General features: G+C 62.7%; 13 protein-coding genes. 4 read left to right on the top strand and 9 right to left on the bottom strand.

The features are described from left to right. Positions 1–33 precede the first annotated feature (33 nt). The 5 genes from QF038_RS06115 to QF038_RS06095 form a co-directional block, all read right to left on the bottom strand. On the bottom strand, positions 34–1,740 hold the full coding sequence (locus QF038_RS06115; protein WP_307609350.1) for an ABC transporter ATP-binding protein: 1,707 nt from the start codon (positions 1,738–1,740) through the stop codon (positions 34–36). An 11-nt stretch (positions 1,741–1,751) separates the two neighbouring features. Next, the gene (locus tag QF038_RS06110) at positions 1,752–2,696 is read right to left on the bottom strand and encodes an ABC transporter permease (RefSeq protein ID WP_307609349.1); all 945 of its coding nucleotides are present in this window, start codon (positions 2,694–2,696) and stop codon (positions 1,752–1,754) included. After that, on the bottom strand, positions 2,686–3,615 hold the full coding sequence (locus QF038_RS06105) for an ABC transporter permease (protein WP_307609348.1): 930 nt from the start codon (positions 3,613–3,615) through the stop codon (positions 2,686–2,688). The genes QF038_RS06110 and QF038_RS06105 overlap by 11 nt, the downstream gene beginning before the upstream one ends. Before the next feature lie 122 nt (positions 3,616–3,737). Beyond that, on the bottom strand, positions 3,738–5,423 hold the full coding sequence (locus QF038_RS06100; RefSeq protein ID WP_307609347.1) for an ABC transporter substrate-binding protein: 1,686 nt from the start codon (positions 5,421–5,423) through the stop codon (positions 3,738–3,740). 267 nt (positions 5,424–5,690) lie between these two features. Continuing rightward, positions 5,691–7,463, bottom strand: coding sequence for an ABC transporter family substrate-binding protein (locus QF038_RS06095; RefSeq protein ID WP_307609346.1), 1,773 nt, complete (start codon positions 7,461–7,463; stop codon positions 5,691–5,693). A 1,181-nt stretch (positions 7,464–8,644) separates the two neighbouring features. On the opposite strand from QF038_RS06095, the gene QF038_RS06090 reads away from it, so the two are divergent. Beyond that, positions 8,645–10,978: a YrzE family protein gene (locus QF038_RS06090; protein WP_307609345.1), complete on the top strand. Its 2,334-nt coding sequence runs from the start codon at positions 8,645–8,647 to the stop codon at positions 10,976–10,978. A 471-nt stretch (positions 10,979–11,449) separates the two neighbouring features. Here the strand turns inward: QF038_RS06090 and ychF are convergent, their stop codons facing one another. Next, the gene (gene ychF / locus QF038_RS06085; RefSeq protein WP_307609344.1) at positions 11,450–12,535 is read right to left on the bottom strand and encodes a redox-regulated ATPase YchF; all 1,086 of its coding nucleotides are present in this window, start codon (positions 12,533–12,535) and stop codon (positions 11,450–11,452) included. A gap of 101 nt (positions 12,536–12,636) precedes the next feature. Between ychF and QF038_RS06080 the strand changes: the two genes are divergently transcribed. After that, complete coding sequence (locus QF038_RS06080) at positions 12,637–13,863, top strand: DNA recombination protein RmuC (protein ID WP_307609343.1); 1,227 nt, start codon at positions 12,637–12,639, stop codon at positions 13,861–13,863. A gap of 88 nt (positions 13,864–13,951) precedes the next feature. Here the strand turns inward: QF038_RS06080 and QF038_RS06075 are convergent, their stop codons facing one another. Both QF038_RS06075 and QF038_RS06070 read right to left on the bottom strand, forming a co-directional pair. Further along, a complete protein-coding gene (locus QF038_RS06075) occupies positions 13,952–15,031 on the bottom strand; it encodes a 4-hydroxy-3-methylbut-2-enyl diphosphate reductase (RefSeq protein WP_285251348.1) in 1,080 nt (359 codons plus the stop codon). Positions 15,032–15,040: 9 nt separating this feature from the next. After that, positions 15,041–15,892 (bottom strand): hypothetical protein, encoded by an 852-nt coding sequence (locus QF038_RS06070; RefSeq protein ID WP_307609342.1) that lies wholly within the window; start codon positions 15,890–15,892, stop codon positions 15,041–15,043. Positions 15,893–16,054: 162 nt separating this feature from the next. On the opposite strand from QF038_RS06070, the gene xseA reads away from it, so the two are divergent. Together xseA and QF038_RS06060 are read left to right on the top strand one after the other, a co-directional pair. Continuing rightward, positions 16,055–17,413, top strand: a complete 1,359-nt coding sequence (gene xseA, locus QF038_RS06065) for an exodeoxyribonuclease VII large subunit (protein WP_307609341.1) — start codon at positions 16,055–16,057, stop codon at positions 17,411–17,413. Next, positions 17,406–17,624, top strand: coding sequence for an exodeoxyribonuclease VII small subunit (locus QF038_RS06060; RefSeq protein WP_307609340.1), 219 nt, complete (start codon positions 17,406–17,408; stop codon positions 17,622–17,624). The genes xseA and QF038_RS06060 overlap by 8 nt, the downstream gene beginning before the upstream one ends. Before the next feature lie 67 nt (positions 17,625–17,691). Here QF038_RS06060 and QF038_RS06055 read toward each other — a convergent pair whose 3' ends face one another. After that, positions 17,692–18,546, bottom strand: a complete 855-nt coding sequence (locus QF038_RS06055) for a polyphosphate kinase 2 family protein (RefSeq protein WP_307609339.1) — start codon at positions 18,544–18,546, stop codon at positions 17,692–17,694. Between the last annotated feature and the right edge of the window lie 19 nt (positions 18,547–18,565).

Here is an 18,565-nt window from a genome sequence, read left to right as displayed (position 1 = left end):
CCGGCTCCACACGTTTAAGGAGACGAAAGGCGACTAAGCGACTTCCGGCGGAAGCATCAGCTTCGCACCGGGGATGGCGTTGAGCAGCGCCTTCGTGTAGTCCTGCCCGGGCGATTCGAAGACCTCGTCCGTAGAGCCGGTCTCCACAAGGCGTCCCTTTTCCATCACACAGACATGGTCGGCAATCTGCCGGACCACAGCAAGGTCATGGGTGATGAAGAGGTACGTCAGCCCCAGGTTGGCCTGGAGGTCTGCCAGCAGGTTCAGCACCTGTGCCTGGACCAGCACGTCCAGGGCGGACACCGCTTCGTCACAGATGATGACTTCCGGGTCAAGGGCAAGCGCACGGGCAATGGCAACACGCTGCCGCTGGCCGCCCGAGAGTTCGTTCGGGTACCGCTGCATGGCCGATTGCGGCAGTGCCACCTGGTCCAGCAGTTCCCGGACCTTCTTCTCACGGCTCTCCTTGTTGCCGATCTTATGGACCCGCAACGGTTCTTCGATAGTCCGGAAGATGTTGTACATCGGGTCCAGGGAACCGTAGGGATCCTGGAAGATGGGCTGTACCCGCCGCCGGAACTTGAACAGGTCTGCGGGCTTGAGGACTGACGTGTCCACGCCGTCGAACAGGATCCTGCCTTCGGTGGGCTTCTCCAGCTGGAGGACCATCTTGGCCACAGTAGACTTCCCGGACCCCGACTCCCCCACGATCGCCGTGGTGGTTCCCCGTTTCACATCGAAGCTGACGCCGTCCACGGCCGCGAAGTCCGATGATTTACCCAGTCCCTGGCGGAGCTTGTACACCTTCCGCAGGTCCTGGATCTGCAGGACGTTGTCCGCCGCTGCCGGCTCGGCTGCCGGGGCGAGCAGGTCCGCGGCCTCCACGCCCTGTTCCTTGGCAGCCTGGATCCTTCGGCTGGCCAGGGATGGTGCGGACTCCACGAGCCTCCTGGTGTAGGGATGCTGCGGATTCTGCAGCAGTTCCAGGGAAGGTCCTGCCTCCACCACGCGGCCCTGGTACATCACCACTACCTTGTCGGCCCGTTCGGCTGCCAGCCCCAGGTCATGGGTAATGAGCAGCACCGAGGTGCCCAGGTCGGTAGTCATGGTGTCCAAGTGGTCCAGGATCTGCCGCTGCACCGTGACATCGAGGGCCGAGGTGGGCTCGTCCGCGATCAGCAGCCGGGGCTGGCAGGAGAGCCCGATGGCGATCAGGGCCCGCTGCCGCATGCCGCCGGAGAACTCGTGGGGGTACTGCTTGGCGCGCCGGTGGGCGTCCGGCAGGCCGGCCTCGGCGAGTACCTTGGCAACATCATCCGGACCGCTGGGCTGGCCATTTGCGCGGAGCGTTTCGCGTACCTGGTAGCCGATCTTCCACACCGGGTTCAGGTTGGACATCGGGTCCTGCGGCACCATGCCGATGCTGTTGCCGCGCAGTTCAATCATCCGGTGCTCGGTGGCGTGGGCGATATCTTCGCCGTCGAGCAGGATCTGGCCGCCGGAAACACGGCCGTTGGAAGGGAGCAGGCCGATCGCCGCCAGCGCAGTGGTGGACTTGCCGGAGCCGGACTCCCCCACAATGGCCACTGTCTCGCCGGGCATGATGGTCAGGTGCGCATCGCGGACCGCCTGGACTTCCCCGCCGCTGGTCTTGAAGGTGATGGCGAGGTCGCGGATCTCCAGCAGCGGCCTGGTCCCCGTGGTGCCGGCCTCCGCGATGCGTATTTCTGGAGTGGTCATCTCTTTGTCTCTCATCGCTGGCGGCTCTTCGGATCAAGGGCGTCACGTACCGCGTCGCCCAGCATGATGAAGCTCAATACCGTGATGGAAAGAGCCGCGGCCGGATACAGCATGATTTCCGGTTTGGTTCGGATCGATGCCTGTGCGCCGGCGATATCGTTGCCCCAGGACATGATGCTTTGAGGCAGGCCGATCCCCAGGAAGGACAGCGTTGCCTCGGCGACAATGAAGACGCCGAGTTCCAGGGTGGCCAGGACAATGATCGGAGCGAGGGCGTTTGGCAACACATGCCGGACCAGTGCGCTGAACCTGGAGACGCCCAAAGCCTGGGCTGCCGTAACGAAATCCGCATTGCGCACCTCAATGACGGCGCCGCGGGTGATGCGGGCCATCTGCGGCCATGCCAGGAGCGAGATGACAAGGACTACTGTCCATACGCTCTTGTTCTCGCGGAAAAAGGGCAGCTGGGTAATGACCAGTGCGCCCAGGATCAGCGGCAGGGCGAAGAAAATGTCGCCCAGACGGGCGAGCAGAGCGTCAATCCAGCCGCCGTAGTAGCCGGCAAGGGCACCGAAGGTGACGCCAATGACCAGGACGCACAGGACGGACAGCAGGCCCACTGACAGCGAGGCCTGGGTGCCGTGAATAACCCTTGAGTAGATGTCGCAGCCCTGGAAAGTGAAGCCGAAGGGGTGCCCCGCTGTGGGGCCTCCTTCGGAGTTGGCCAGTTCGCAGCCCTCGTTGGGGGCAACGGATGTGAAGAGGCCGGGGAACAGCGCAACCACAGTCAGTGCCAGGATGAGCAACGCCGAAATGATGAATAACGGACGACGGCGGAGCTTGCGCCAGGCGCCTGCCCACAGGCTGAGCGGGGCCTGGTCGGTCTTGACGGCGTCCGTGGCCAAGAGCGGGGTTTCCTCGATGGGCGCCACAAAGTGGCTTTTATTACTGGTCATAGCGGATCCTCGGGTCAAGCCAGGCATACAGGAGATCAACAAGCAGGTTGGCCACCACGAACACCAGCACCAGCACGCTGACGATGGAAACGATGGTGGGTCCTTCGGTGCGGAGGACCGCCTGGTAGAGCTTGTTGCCGACGCCCGGAACGTTGAAGATGCCCTCAGTGACGATGGCACCGCCCATCAGGCCGCCCAAGTTGGCACCAAGGTAGGTCACCACCGGGATCAGCGAGTTGCGGAGGATGTGCGCCAGAACCACCCGGGGCCGTGAAAGGCCCTTGGCGGTGGCGGTCCGGACATAGTCAGCGTTCATGTTTTCGCTGACCGAGGTGCGGGTCAGGCGAAGCACATAGGCGAACGAGACCAGGCCCAGGACTACCGCCGGGAGAAGCAGGCTGCCCCAGTCGGCGCTGGCGCCAACCGTGGGCTTAGCCCATCCAAGCCGGACACCGAAGACGAGCTGGAAAACGAAGCCCAGCACGAAAGTGGGGACGGCGATTACCACCAGGGAGGCCACCAGGACGGTGGAGTCGAACCAACCGCCGCGACGCAGGCCGGCGAAAACGCCGAAGGCCACACCGAAAATGGCCTGGATGGCCAAGGCTTCAATGGCGAGCATTGCCGTCACGGGGAAGACCCGGCCCAGAGTGGCTGCAATCGGCTGCCCAGTGAAGTCGTTGCCCAGGTTGAAGGTAAAGAGGTTCTTCAGGAACAGTCCGTACTGGACCCAGAAGGGTTCGTCGAGGTGGTATTGGCTGCGGAGTGTATCGATGACGGCCTGGGGCGGCTGGCGGTCTCCGAACAGCGCTGCAATGGGGTCACCGGGAAGGGCGAACACCATGTAATAGACCAAAAGGGTGGTGCCGATGAAGACCGGGATCACTTGAAGGAGCCGGCGCAAGATAAAGCGGAGCACGGGATCACCGCCCTTCGGGATGGGAAGAAAACAGGTTCATTGGTGCCTTCCTGCCATGCAAGCCAATGGGGGCCCGGCGCTGACCGGGCCCCCATCTGCCTGGCGGCAAGTTAGATCTGGAACTACTTTGCGGTGATATCGAAATAGCGGATGGCGCCGTTCCAGCCGGTCTCGGCCTTGATGACGTTATTGCTCCACACAATCGGCTTCGCATAATCCCAGAGCGGCAGGCCCGGAAGGTCCTCGAAGAGGACTTCCTGTGCCTGGTTGAACTTGTCGTTGGCCTCTTCCGTGCTCTTGGCTGCGAGGCCTTCCTTGAGCAGCTTGTCGAACTCTGGGTTGGAGTACTTCTCGTAGTTCGAGGAAGCATTCGTGGCCCAGACGGGTCCCAGGAAGTTGTAGAGGGACGGGTAGTCGCCCTGCCAGCCCGCGCGGGTCAGTCCGGGGAGCGACTGGGACTTGCGCAGATCGAGGACTTCGGCAAACTTGGCAAACGGCTGGATTTCGGCCTGGATGTCGAGGTTGTTTTTGAAACCGTTCGCCACCGCGTCGATCCATTCCTTATGGCCACCGTCGGTGTTGGAGGCAATCTGGAGCGGCTTGGAGTTGTCGTACCGCTGGATCTTCTCAGCCTGCGCCCACAGATCCTTGGCCTTCGCGGGGTCGAACTTCAGGACTTCGCTGCCCTTGAGGCCTTCTTTGAAGCCGTCAATAACCGGTGGCGCGAAGGCCTTAGCCGGAGTACGCGTTCCGCTGAAAACCACCTTGGTAATTTCCTCGCGGTTGATGGCGTAGGAGAGGGCCTGGCGGCGGAGCTTGCCGGCTTCACCCTGGAAGTTCGGGTTGTACGGCGGGATGTTCAAGGTGCCGTTTGTCGCCACCGGCTTGGAGGCGTTGCGGTCCTGAAAATCGCTGACGTACGTCTTAGTGGCATTCGACGGCAGCACATCAGTGATGTCGAGGTTATCGGCCTGCAGGTCGGTGTAGGCAGGGGCCGGATCGGTGTAGAACTTGAACGTTATACCACCGTTCTTAGCTGCGCGCGGCCCGCTGTAGTCGGCGTTCTTTACGAGCGAGATGGACTGGTCGTGGACCCACGCTCCTTCTTTCTCGAACTTGTACGGTCCATTGCCCACCGGGTTTTCCCCGTAAGTTTTCGGATCGGCAAGCGCAGCGGAGGGCAGCGGGAAGAAGGCGGAGTACCCGAGACGCAGTGACCAGTCAGCCTCAGGCTGGGCGAGCTTCACCGTGATGGTGGAGTCATCCTTGGCTTCGAGACCAGACATGGTATCCGCGGTGGGCGCGGGCGTGGTGGTGGTCTTGCCGTCAGCCGACTTCTCGGAGGTTACTGCGGATACGTCCTCGTATCCTTCGATCGATTCGAAGAAGAATCCGTTGTTCTGCAGATTCTTGGAGTTCGCAGCGAAGTTCCAGGAATCCACGAAGGTCTTGGCGGTGATCTCTTCGCCGTTGGTAAATTTGGTGCCCTGCTTGACCTTGATAGTCCAGTTCTGGGCATCTGCCGATTCAATGGATTCCGCCAGGGCGTTCACCGGCTTGCCGTTGGCGTCGTACGTCCGAAGGCCTTCAAAAAGCATCTCGACAACGCGTCCGCCGTTTGTTTCGTTGGTATTCGCCGGAAGCAAGGGATTCTGGGGCTCACTGTTGTACGCCGTAATCACCTTGTTCGGATCGCCAGCGGAATCGCTGGCTCCTTCAGTGCTGCCGCCTCCAGCGCCGCAGCCGGTCAGGGCAAGCGCGGCGATAGCCACGATGCCCAGTGCTTTGGAAGTGCGCGTAAAACGCATTCCGCCTCCTATGAGTTGTGGGAGAAACGAGGGGAATCTTTGTGCTTCCCCGCAGGCGAGACCCAGCGTTGAACTGTGACGCAACCTACATATACGAGTAGCCTAACTGCACGAAGTCCAGATGCTGGTACTCCGTTGCCAAACCGTGACCGGGCCGTTCCAAGGATCTAGCTGGTCAACGGAAGTTGTGCAAGTCACATGCTACTCGCCGGTACGATTATCGGCGAATCGAAAGTGTGAAGCGCGCCACGACGGCGGCGAAAGCGGTTACGGGCTCTTGGTGAGGCGCCAGTCCCAGACGTTCCACCAAACCCCCAGCGGTCCTGCGCTTGGCTTCACGCCGGCAACGCGGGCACTGTAAGCGGTGGTGCCTACGGTCTGGTAAAGCGGCAGCCCGTAGGCGTTCCCCCACACCTGCTTGTCAACTTCGGCCAGCAGTTCGTCCTGTTTGGCAAGGTCGGTGGTGCCGGCGAGCTGTTCCATCGCCTTGTCCGCTTCGCCGTCGGAAAATCCATTGAAGTTGCTGCCAGCACCGGTGCGGAAGATCTGGGGAACGCGGCTGACGCCCACCCCGGTGCCGATCCAGCCGAGCAATGCAGCGTCGTAGCTGCCGCCTCCCAAAGCCTTCGCCCAGTCGGCGCTGCCCTGTCCGGCGTCCACCACCTGGAAGCCTGCCAGCGCTGCGGAATCGCGAATCAGGGCAAAAGCCTTGGCCCGGTTGGGGTTGTCGCGGTTGTACAGGATGCGGACGGTAGGGGTTTCACCATCCAGGAGCGCCTTCGCTGCATCGATGTCCACCTCCGCATAGTCGACGGAGCCGTTGTTTTTTACGGTGTCGGCGTACTTGGGCTGTCCTGGCAGGAACACGTGCGAGTCAAGGGGCTTCGGGTCAGGCAGGAGGCCGCCGACGACGGCATCAACTATGGCCTGGCGCGGCACTGCCTTGAGGAATGCCTTCCGGACGTCCTCGTCGGCAAAGGGTCCGGAAAAATTCAGGTCCAGGTGGTCATAGCCGGATTGGCTGTAACGGTCCACCGTGTTCCCCTGCTCGGCGAGGCCCGCGAAAAGGCTGTCCGTTTCGGCCGAAGGCTGAGGCGAGATGATGTCCGCCTGACCGTTCCGCAAGGCATCCACGGCGGCAGGCAAAGCTCCGGTAAACCGGATGCTGATCTCATCCAGCCAGGGCTCCTGGCCCCAGGTGTAGTCCCGGTTGCGGACCAGCTTCATGGACGACTCCGGGACAATGTCCCGGACGATGTAGGGCCCGCTTGAGAGGTAGACCGAAGGGTCTGCGGGCAGTGACTTGGTATCGAACCCGGAGTTCCAGAAGTCACTGACCCGCTTCAGCGCGGTGTTGGGCACGGGTTTCCCGACGTCCCCGCGGGGTGAATCCTTGATCAGGTCGATGAGGTCTTCCTCATCGTTCAGGCCGCTTTTTGCGGCCACCACATGGGCCGGCAGGCCGACGTCGAACGCCACCTCCCAGTCCGCGTACGGCACGGCATACTCCAGGGTCATGGAGCGCCCATCCTCCCCGAGCTCGGGGAGGACGGTTCCTGCCAGCCCGCTGGTGTCGGAGGCGATGGAGAAGTACGTGGTTCCTGTTCCGGCCATGGGATCGGCATCGTTGAAGTAGCCTGAACCCGCAGCCCAGGCCAGCAGGAGGTCACCCGAATCGATCGCCTCGCCGTCGGACCATTTCACGCCCTCGTTGACGGTGTATTTCACCTTTAGGGGATTGTCGGAAACCTTCTCGAACCGCCCGAACTTTTCGTTCCGCACCACTTTGGACGCATCATCGAGGTAGTAGAAGCCCGAGTGCGTAATCGAGCCGATCTTGGAGTTGATGTCGGTGTTGCCGTCGGCGCTGTAGGGATTAAACGACGAGAACGCGTTGACTTCGGCAACGGTGACACTGCCGCCGCGCTTGGACTCCCCCGCCACAACCGGGGTGGTGCCTCCGCCGCCTGAGCAGCCCGAAAGCACCAGCGCAGACGCTGCCGCCGCGGTGATGAACTGCATCAGACGCCTGACCGGCATGCCGCCTCCTTGTTTACTTTGCCCGGGCGGTCCAGCCGGAAGCGCCGGGAGTACGCCCCTGTAGTCAGGATAAGGTCCCCGGCGAACCCACCAGCAATTGAAGCGAACGTATCTTATGTACCCGCCACTATCGTGGCGAAACACCTAGACGTTGAAGCGGAATTCCACCACGTTGCGTAACCGGGTAACCTCTGCCGCACCTGACAATTTCCGGACCACTTCCTCGCTGTCGGCCTCAAGCCTACCGGTCGTCTGTTCGCCGCGCTTCTTTTTCCTGCACGGGCCCCATGTAGTGAATCACGTAGTTGATCGAGAGCAACCCCGGCACTGCGATCGTCCCCCTTCTAGGCGAAGGAGGTTCCGGGAACCAAGAAATAGCTAAGAGCAGTTGCGAGCGGAATGACGAGTAAGGCGAGGAAATGCAGGAGGGGCGGGCGCACCACTTCATCATGCTCAGCCGGAGTCTTCGGACTCTCTGGCATCCAGCGCAAGCGCGGGTGACCAGGAAGACCGCTGCGAACGGACCCGAAAACGGGCCCACCGATTGATGCTTGCAGGCTGCGACACACTGTTCATGGTTTTGGCGCCCGGCATGCTCGATTACCAAGCCCAGCGCATTTAAACAGGGCTCCATCGCGTGCGTCTCGACTGACTCCCCTCCCGAGTGCGCTACCCCACGAGACGCTGTACCTGGATTCGAGCTACTCCAGGCACCTGAACCGCGAGGGTCTCTACATCGTCTACGAGACGGTGGAACGCAAGGCCGGCGCGGCGGCCGCCGGCAAGCGCCGTGGCCGTGGTGCTGCGCCGGCAGCCAAGGAATTGCTGCCGCTGCTGTCTGAGTTGTTGTTGGGATTTCCGCAACCTTCGTCGATAAAGGGCAGATGCTGCCGAAATTCCGCAATGTATGAGACGTGCGCGTAACAAGAATTAGCCCGTGGCACGATGAGAAGTGAAAAACCAATTAGGGGGAATTTGTTGTGACTGAACCGCATTACCCGCAGACCGGGTCATCCGGACCAACCAATGAGGCGCCTGGCAGGCGGATCACTGGCAGCGCAGGGGACCATGCCCATATAGAACCTGGGTCGGGCGCTGCACCGGCATCCAGCACCAGCCTTCTGAAGTCTTTCGACTACAAAACTTTGATTCCCGGGGCCCTGGTCGGGGCCATTTCTTATGTGGCGGTTCTGATCACCGCGCTCCTCTTTCTGATTCTGGCATTGATCGGTATCAGCGCCAGCAACGGTGGCAACACCGAAATACCGTCAAATTCCGTGCTCCCCAGTGGTGACGCGATGCCGTCGCCGTGGTCCCTGGTGGGCCAGCTGGCCATCCAGCTGGTCGTCATGAGCCAGCTTGGTGCGCTCGGTTCGAGCATCGACGCGACTATCCCGTTCATGGGAAACGTGCACGGATCGGCCTCCTTCTTCGCCGTTCCCTTGCTGCTGACGGCTGTGTCGATCGCGGTGCTGTTCCTGGGCGGGCGTTACGCCGCCAAACGGTCCGCAGCCCAAACTACAGCCGGAATCTGGATCGAGGCAGCAATAACAGGTCTGGTCTTCGCTCTCCTGGTCAACATCGTCGGGGCGATTTTCTCCATATCGTTGCCGGTACCGAGCGTGAGGATCAGCCCGGTCGGGGCAGTGACGTTCGGTTCATTCCTGTTTGCGCTGGTTATCGGAACGCTCGCGACTTTGGCGGGGCGGGCATCGGTGCGGCGTGGTTTGGATGCCGGGGTCGGGGTACGCGCGGCAGTTCGCCGGGCCCTTGAAACCGTGGCCGTGCACTACGGCGTTTTTCTGGCGATTGCCATTCCGGTTGTTGTACTCGCTCTGGGAATCGAGTCCGGGTGGCAGGCCACGCTCTCGTCGCCCTTGTGGGCACCCACGGCAGGCTTCTTCATGTTTGGCCTGGGCCACCTGAGCGCTGTCACCCGCACCTGGAATTTCGGCTCCTCAGTGGCTTCATCGGCGAATTCTTCAGGTTCAGACATCAGCTTTGGTTTCGGAAATGCCCTCGCCCAGTACGGCATCCCGGGTTGGGCCGGCTGGTTGCTGCTCCTCCTGGCGCTGATTTCAATCGTGGTGGCTTCCGTGTTCTGGTACCTGCGCAGAGGACCGGTGGTCAGCAACAAGATCACTGACTGGGCTATGCTCCCTGCCGCATTCCTCGTTGCCGGGACGCTGATGACGTGGCTCAGCAGCGTGACCGGCACTTTCGACGCCGGGTCACTGGCGTCGGGCGCCGGCAGCATGACGCTGGCGTGGTGGACTCCGTTCTTCCTGATGCTCTGGGGCGGTGCAACAGAAGCTTCAGCACGCTATGTCGCGCCTCAGTTGAGCAGGTACGTGCCCCTGGCCTTGGCTTACAGGATCGCTCCTGCCCAGCCGACCGCAGCGGCACCGGCTTCGACTGCGTCTGCTGCTGTTCCAACCGGGTATGCAGCCCCTGGAGATCATCCTGCGCTGGCGCCGCGGGAGCCGATGTCTGCCCACACGAAGCGCAAGCTTGGACTCATCCTGGGATCTGCTGGTCTCGTTGTCGTCCTGGTTGTTGGTGGAGTCATCGCCGTCAACATCATCAAGGGCAACAACGGTCCCGATAAGGCCGTGAACAGCTACCTCCAGGCGCTTCAGAACGGCGAGGCTTCCAAGGCGATGGCTCTGGCCGATCCCGGCCTGGCCAACGATCAAAGGGTCCTGCTTTCCGACGAGGTTTATGCCAAGGCGGGCAAGCGCATTGACGGGTTCGACATCGTATCGACGAAGGTCTCCGACGGCAACGCCACGGTAGTGGCTGACCTGCATCAGGACGGCCGTAAGCAGCAGACGACGTTCAGCCTCCGTAAGTCCAACCCCGAGCTGTTGGACGACCACTGGACCATGGAGTCGACACCTCTTCAGAGTCTGCGCATCACCTCGGACACCCCGGTGAAGACCGTCCTGATCAACGGTCAGGAGCTCAACGTTGACTTCGCCGGCAGCCTTTCCGGTTCATCCAGCCTGAACTACCCCGCTTTGCCTGGTGAATACACCGTGGAACTGCCGTCCTCGGAAAAGTATTTGACCGCTCCGAAGTCGACGGCGCTGGTGACCATCGGGGCCGCCCAGGCACCACCGACCGCCAGCCTCAAGGTTGACGCCTCTGATGCCCTCAAGTCCGAAGCCATGGCAGAGATCGACGCTTATCTTGCCGAATGTGTGAAGTCCACCGAGGCGCAACCCGCCAACTGCCCGCTCAACAACTACACTTCCTCGCGCTATTCACGGAACTTCCACTGGACACTCACCACGAAGCCCACGTTCACCATGAGCAAGGATCCGTACGGCTCTTCCCCCTGGCGTGTCCGTACGCAGACTCCCGGGAAAGCCACCGTCACCTATGAGAAGGACAACTCATACGGTTTCGGAACAGCTGACTGGAAGCCCGCAACGGATACAACCTCCGTGTCCATGAGCGCCAGTGTCAGCCCGGAGGACGGCAAAGTGAAGCTGACCTACAGCAACTACTAGGACGCACCGATCCGCTTGGCGGGGCCCCTGACACTACGCCTGTGGCGGTGTAAGCCAGTGCCAAAGAAGCCCTTCCCGGGTCACCGGGAAGGGCTTCTTTGTGGCCAGCTAATGCTGCGGTTCCTTTACGGCCGCAGCGGGCGTTGTCCCGCTGGTCGTTCTTGGCTGCGGCGACGAGGTTATTGCGGCCGTAGCGGTACAACTGGCGCTCTATGGATGGCCACTCCACGCCACGCATCGGCCCAGCTGCAAAGAACCCTAGTCGAATCTGGGAAGGATTAGGGGTCTCCAAAAAACACTGCGCCAAACTTTCGAGGGAAGGGCTCGGTCGCCTCAGGATTACACCAAGCCTCTTCCTTGTGCGACAAAATGCTGACGGCTTCACTTTGACTGGGCGGCCCGAAAGTGCGATAGCCGCCAAGAACAGCGTTCTTTAGCGGCTATCGCAAAAGGCCTCAGGAAGGTCAGAAACTACACATTAAATCTAAATTCAACTACGTCGCCGTCGGCCATCACATATTCCTTGCCTTCGATCCTGACCTTGCCCCGCGATTTGGCCTCGGCCATGGACCCGGCTTCGATGAGGTCATCAAAGGAGACCACCTCGGCCTTGATGAATCCGCGCTGGAAGTCGCTGTGGATGACACCGGCAGCCTGGGGAGCGGTGTCGCCGCGGTGGATTGTCCAGGCGCGGGCTTCCTTGGGACCGGCGGTGAGGTAGGTCTGGAGTCCCAGGGTGTGAAAGCCGACCCTCGCCAGCTGGTCCAGCCCGGATTCGTCCTGGCCGTTCATCTCCAGCATTTCGCGGGCTTCTTCCTCGTCCAGTTCCACAAGGTCGGCCTCAAGCTTGGCATCGAGGAAGATGCAGTCGGCCGGGGCAACGAGGGCGCGCAGTTCTTCCTGCTTCTCCGGGCTGCCGAGGATTCCCTCGTCGGCGTTGAAGACGTAGATAAAAGGCTTGGCCGTCAGCAGGCTGAGCTCTTTGAGGTGTTCCATCTCCAGCTTGTCGCTCTTGATGGAGGAGAAAATGGTGTCGCCGCGCTCAAGCACCTTCTGCGCGGCCAGGATGGCGTTCAGCTCTGCGGCTTCGCGCTTCTTGATCTTGACTTCTTTTTCGATGCGCGGAATGGCTTTTTCGATGGTTTGCAGGTCCGCGAGGATCAGTTCGGTGTTGATGGTCTCCATGTCCGAGCGCGGATCCACCTTGCCGTCAACGTGGATGACGTCGGGGTCGTCGAAAACACGCACCACCTGGGCGATGGCTTCCGCTTCGCGGATGTTCGCCAGGAACTGGTTTCCGAGGCCTTCGCCCTCGCTGGCGCCCTTGACGATGCCTGCGATGTCCACAAAGGACACGGCTGCGGGCAGGACGCGTTGGGAGCCGAAGAGTTCGCCGAGCTGCTGGAGCCGCGGATCCGGCAGGCTGACGACGCCTACGTTGGGCTCGATGGTGGCGAACGGGTAGTTCGCTGCCAGCACCTGATTGCGGGTCAGTGCGTTGAAGAGGGTTGATTTGCCGACGTTGGGCAGTCCGACGATGCCAATAGTAAGAGCCACGAGCATTGATTCTACCCGCAGCGGACATCCTGCCGGTTCGCCTGGGGCAGCCGGAAATGTCGCTTCGGCAAAATGTCACAGCCCCGTGCGACAGTGGGCACATGGATGCTTTCGCGTTGATTCTGGCTTTGTTCATGCTGTTACTGGGCGCCCTGGCGGGCGCCGCGGCCACCTGGTTTGCGCTGCGGAAAAACAGCCGCGCAGTGGAGGAGGACTTCGACGCCGTCTCGTCCCGGCTTTCGGAAGTCAGCGCGCAGTTCGCGGCGGCCGACGCCGAACGTCGCCTTTTGGCGGCACAGAACCGGGAGCTGGGCGAATCGCGGTCCCAGGACGGCAATGTGCTGCGTGCCCTTGCGCCCGTGGCGGAGAAACTGACGGCAGTGCAGCAGCAGGTGGCCCTGCTGGAACGGGACCGGCTGGAACAGTACGGCCAGCTCGCCCAGCAACTCCAGGAAGCGCGCCTCTCGGACGAGCAACTGATCCGGTCCACGCACGCCCTGGAATCTGCACTGCGGTCCAACAGTGCCCGTGGCCAGTGGGGCGAAGTCCAGCTGCGCCGCGTGGTGGAAGCCGCCGGAATGCTGCGCCATGTGGACTTCATCGAACAGGTCCACAGCACCGGCAATGAGTCATCCGTACGCCCCGACCTGGTGGTCCAGCTCCCCGGCGAAAAGCAGTTGGTGGTTGACGCCAAGGTCCCGTTGTCCGCATACCTTGAGGCCCAGGAACTCGGAGCACATGATTCCAGGCCAGGCCCGTCCGGGACCGTTTCCGCCACCGGCCACCGCTCACAGCAGATGCTCCTGGCCGCGCATTCCAAGGCGTTGCGGGCCCACGTGGACGCATTGGGCAATAAGAAGTACTGGGACATACCCGGCAACTCGCCGGAGCTGGTGATCTGCTTTATCCCGGCCGAATCCATCCTCGCGGCCGCACTGACCGCCGACGCGGAACTCCTGGATCATGCATTGTCCCGGAACGTGGTCCTTGCCTCCCCCAGCACCCTGCTGGCTGTGCTGAAATCTGTTGCCTTCACCTGGCGGCAGGACGTCCTCACGGACAGTGCGCGCGAACTGTTCGATTTGGCCCGGCAGTTGTACGACCGGATGGGTACCCTGGGCGAGAACGTCACCAAGCTCGGGTCTTCGCTGAAGACCTCCGTGGACCGTTACAACTCGATGGTGGGCACGCTGGAAGCCCGCGTCCTTCCCACCGCACGCAAGCTCAACACCCTGGAGGAATCCGGCCTGGTCACGCCGCCTGTTGTGGAGGTGACGCCGCGGGCAGTGGCTGCCCCGGAACTCCAAAGCGAGGACGAGGCCGCCTGAGAAGCGCTCAGAAATAGGATCGGGCCTGGCAGCAACAGCTGCCAGGCCCGAACTCCCATATCTTATAGCCGAGGGTCAGCTGCCGATGTCAGCTGCGGGACTTGCGGCCACCCAGGGCGCGGCTGACGTCGCCAGCCTGCTTCAGCGTTGCCCGGAGCTCCTTGGGTAATGAGAAGAGGAGGTCTTCTTCGGCCGTGACCACTTCCTCCACAGTGCCATAGCCGTAATCTGCCAGCAGCCGCAGGACGTCCTGCACCAGTACTTCCGGTACGGACGCGCCGGACGTGACGCCAACGGTGGCCACGCCTTCAAACCAGGCCTCATCAACTTCATTGGCAAAGTCAACCCGGTAGGAGGCTTTCGCCCCGTATTCGAGGGCCACCTCCACCAGCCGCACGGAGTTGGACGAGTTAGCCGAGCCCACCACGATCACCAGGTCCGCCTGCGGCGAGATCTTCTTGATGGCCACCTGCCGGTTGGTGGTGGCGTAGCAAATGTCGTCGCTGGGGGGATCCTGCAGCGTGGGAAACCGGTCCTTCAACAGGCGGACGGTTTCCATGGTCTCGTCAACGCTGAGGGTGGTCTGGGAAAGCCAGATAACCTTCTCCGGGTCCCGGACCTGCACCTTGTCCACTTCGTGCGGGCCGTTGATGATCTGGATATGTTCCGGAGCCTCGCCGGCCGTTCCTTCGACTTCCTCGTGGCCGTCGTGGCCGATCAGCAGGATGTCGAAATCGTCCTTGGCGAACCGGACGGCTTCCTTGTGGACCTTGGTGACCAGCGGGCAGGTGGCATCGATGGTGCGCAGGCCGCGGTCTTCGGCGGACTGGACCACAGCGGGCGAGACACCGTGCGCTGAAAAAATCACCAGGGCGCCTTCGGGCACCTCATCCGTTTCGTCGACGAAGATGGCGCCCTTTTCCTCCAGCGAGCTCACCACATGGACGTTGTGCACAATCTGCTTGCGAACGTACACCGGAGGGCCGTAGTGTTCCAAGGCCTTCTCAACGGCAATAACGGCACGGTCAACGCCGGCGCAGTATCCACGAGGAGCAGCGAGCAGCACCTTCTTGGTTCCGGATACGGGGGCTGCAGCAGCTACTTCCTCAGGAGAGCGGCGCCGACGCGGAATGGTGGGCATCGAAAGGGAAACAGCTGAGGGGGTCATTACTCCATGCTACCGGGTTGCCCGTGCCCGCTTCCGCGGTATGAACCCGGCCACAATGCCCACCACCAGCAGCACGCCGCCCGTGATTGCCGTGGCCAACGTCCAGCCCCCGAAGTCCTCGGCGGCAGCAGGAACAAAGCCGTCCCTAAACATGTTGGCCACCTCGCTGCCGCTGTCCGTGGCCAGCACGGCGGCCGAGCCCAGCTGCGAGCCCACTGTCCAGGCCGCGGACAAAACCAGTGCAGCCACTCCGGCACAGACCAGTACAGTCCATCGGCGGCGCGCTGCTACCAGTGCCAGAAGCAAGGCCACCACCGCTCCCCCGGCCAGCAGGTAGCCGGCAGGTGCATAGGTGCGCAACCGCTCTGTCCATTCCTTCTGCTGGGGCTGTCCCACATTAACCAGGGTCTGGTCCGGAGGGTCGAGAGGGAGCCGGGTGGTGCGCGAGATTTCTTCAGCCCCCAGCGCAACCAGCGGCGCCACATCCAGTGTGAGGGATGAGGCCGACGCCGATTCCGCGGTTCCAGCCTGCGGTTCGGCAAAACTGAGCCGGTGGCTCCTGCGCAGCGTTTCTTCCCAGGCCGCCGGGTATCCGGGGAGACCTGTCATTGACGCGGCGGCATCCTCAAGCGCCGGTCGGACCAGGTCGGAGAGAAAGCCGGGGACAGAGCTGGTATCGATGGTTCCGACCGCCGCCGCGGCGAGGCCCTGCTGGAACTCCGAGTCCCTCCCCAGCGGGGCAGCCAGTTCCACAAAGCCCTGCTCCTGGACGATGTTGCGGTCCAGCCAGATGGCAGGAACCGCCACCGCGGCAAGCAGTATGGCCAGCAGGGTGGCGAGGGCGGAAACGAAAGTGCGCACAGCAGATCCTTCGGGTCGATGGCGGTCAACCCATCCTAGGCGGGCCTGGTGGCCGGATACTGTCCGTCCCGGATGGTAGAGCTTATGGATATGGTTGAATGACCGCCGCACAACAGACGAAGGACCCCATGCCCTCAGCTCCAGCCCCGCAAGGGAGCCCGCATGTCTGAACAGGCCTCGCTTCCCGTGCCCGGTCCGCAAGTGTCCGGGCCCACCACCCTTCCTGCGACGGCAGCGGAAACCAGCCCGGACAACCCTTGGCCCCTCCAGTTGCTGTCGCAGAAACTGAAAGCCCACATCGACCGGACGCCGTCAGCCTGGGTGGAAGGGCAGGTCATTGAACTGAACCGGCGCGGCACTAACGCCTACCTCACCCTGCGCGATGTCGATGCCGAAGTTTCCCTCCCCGCTTCCGTTTGGACCAAGGTGCTGGAGCGCCAGAACCTGCCCCTGGAACGCGGGTCCCGGGTGGTGGCCCTGCTGAAGCCTGAGTTCTGGCTGAAGACCGGCCGGCTTAACATGCTGGTCCGGGACATCCGGCCGGTGGGCCTGGGTGATCTCCTGGCCCGGATTGAGCGGCTCCGCCAGGCGCTCTCCGCCGAAGGTCTTTTCGCCGACTCCCGCAAGAAGCCGCTCCCCCTGCTGCCGCACCGTATCGGTTTGATCACCGGCAGGGACTCGGATGCGAAGAAGGACATCCTCCGGAACGCCGCCCTGCGCTGGCCCGCCGTCGAATTCGAGATCCGGGAGGTGGCCGTCCAAGGCAACACCGCGGTGGCCCAGGTGATCCGTGCACTCCGCGACCTGGACGGCCGCCCGGAGGTGGACGTTATTGTCATCGCCCGTGGCGGAGGCGCACTTGAAGACCTCCTGCCATTCAACAGCGAGGAACTGGTCCGGGCCGTGGCTGCTGCCGCCACCCCGGTGGTGAGCGCGATTGGCCATGAAGCGGACCGGCCGCTGCTCGACGACGTCGCCGACCTCCGCGCCTCCACCCCCACGGACGCGGCCAAGCGGATCGTGCCGGAAGTTTCCGAAGAGCTGGCCGGGGTGCGCCAGGCCAGGGAACAGCTGCGCCGTTGCATGGAGCGCCTGGTGGACCGGGAAGCGGACCGCCTGGCGTCGCTGCACTCACGGCCAGTGCTGGCAGCGCCCGAACGCCTGGTAACGGATCGTTCCGAAGAGATTGAAAGGCTGCTCCGCAGGTCCTCCGCCGCGGTGAGTTCCACCGTGGTCCGTGCCGCGGACCAGCTGGAACACCTGAAAGCCCAGGTGCGCGCCCTCTCGCCGCAGAAAACGCTCGACCGGGGGTACGCCGTCGTCGAACTCGCCAATCCGCAGGCGGCCGGCCGCAGCAGTGCAGGGCATGCTGTGGTGCGCCGCCCGGCGGAGGCTCCGGCGGGAACACAGTTGTCCGTGCGTGTGGCGGAAGGCCGCTTCGGCGCGACGTCCACGGGGACGCTTGAGTCCGCGGGAGCACTTCATCAGCCCCAACCCGAAACCGGAGAACCCAATGACTGAGCCCACGCCAGCAAACGACGTCGCAGCACTGAGCTACGAGGAAGCCCGTGAGCAGCTCATCGCTGTGGTGGGGAGGCTGGAAGCCGGAGGTGCCAGCCTGGAGGAATCCCTCGCACTCTGGGAGCGGGGCGAGGCGTTGGCCGCGCGCTGCGAGGAATGGCTGGAAGGTGCACGGAAACGGCTGGCCGCCGCCCGCGACCAGCCAATGTAGCGCCAGCCAATGTAGCGCCAGCCAATGTAGCGCCAGCGGATGGAAGGCCAGCCAGCCGGTCCAAACGTCAGGACTGGAGGATCAGCTCCCGCTCGGCGTCGACGTCGAACTCCGCCTTGGGCCACTCAAGGTTCAAGCTGGACAGCGCTCCCAGCAGAAGCTGCTGAACGGCGATGCGCGCGTACCACTTCTTGTTGGCCGGGACCACATGCCACGGTGCGTCCGCGGTGCTCGTCGCGTCGATGGCGGCCTGGTAGGCATCCATGTAGTCCTGCCAGAGGGCCCGTTCGTCGAGGTCGCCGCGGTTGTATTTCCAGTGCTTCGCGGGGTTGTCCAGCCTGGCCAGCAGCCTTGCCTTCTGCTCGTCCCCGCTGATGTGCAGCATCACCTTGACCACCTTGGTGCCCGAGTCCGTCAGCCGTGCCTCGAACTCGTTGATGGCCACGTACCTGCGCTTGATCTCATCCGGCGTGGCCCAGTCATGAACGCGGTGAATCAGGACGTCTTCATAATGGGAACGGTCAAAAACGCCCACCATACCGGCGGCCGGCACTTCCTTCTCGATGCGCCACAGGAAGTCGTAGGACTTTTCCTGGTCCGTGGGCGCCTTGAACGCCTTGAACTGCACGCCCTGGGGGTCCATCGCCGCCATGACGTGGTTGACGATTCCGCCCTTGCCCGCGGTATCCATCGCCTGCAGGATCAGCAGGATCCGCTTGCGGCCGCCGAAACGGGACTCTGCGAAGAGCTTTTCCTGCAGCTCCGTCAGCTCATCGTCCAGGTCAGCCAGGAGCGCCTTGCCGTCCTGTTTGCCGCCCCTGTAGCCGGGGGTGGAATCCGGATCCACGTCGTCGAGCGAAAACCCCTCCCCCGCCCGAAGGGTCTCGGAGGGGTGCTGATCAAACTGGACGACGCCGGCCATGGGGAATCCTTTCCGCGAA

This window comes from Pseudarthrobacter sp. W1I19 (assembly GCF_030817835.1).
Lineage (GTDB): Bacteria > Actinomycetota > Actinomycetes > Actinomycetales > Micrococcaceae > Arthrobacter.
Note: the sequence above shows the minus strand (reverse complement) of the source record. Positions and strands in the feature narration are given on the sequence as shown.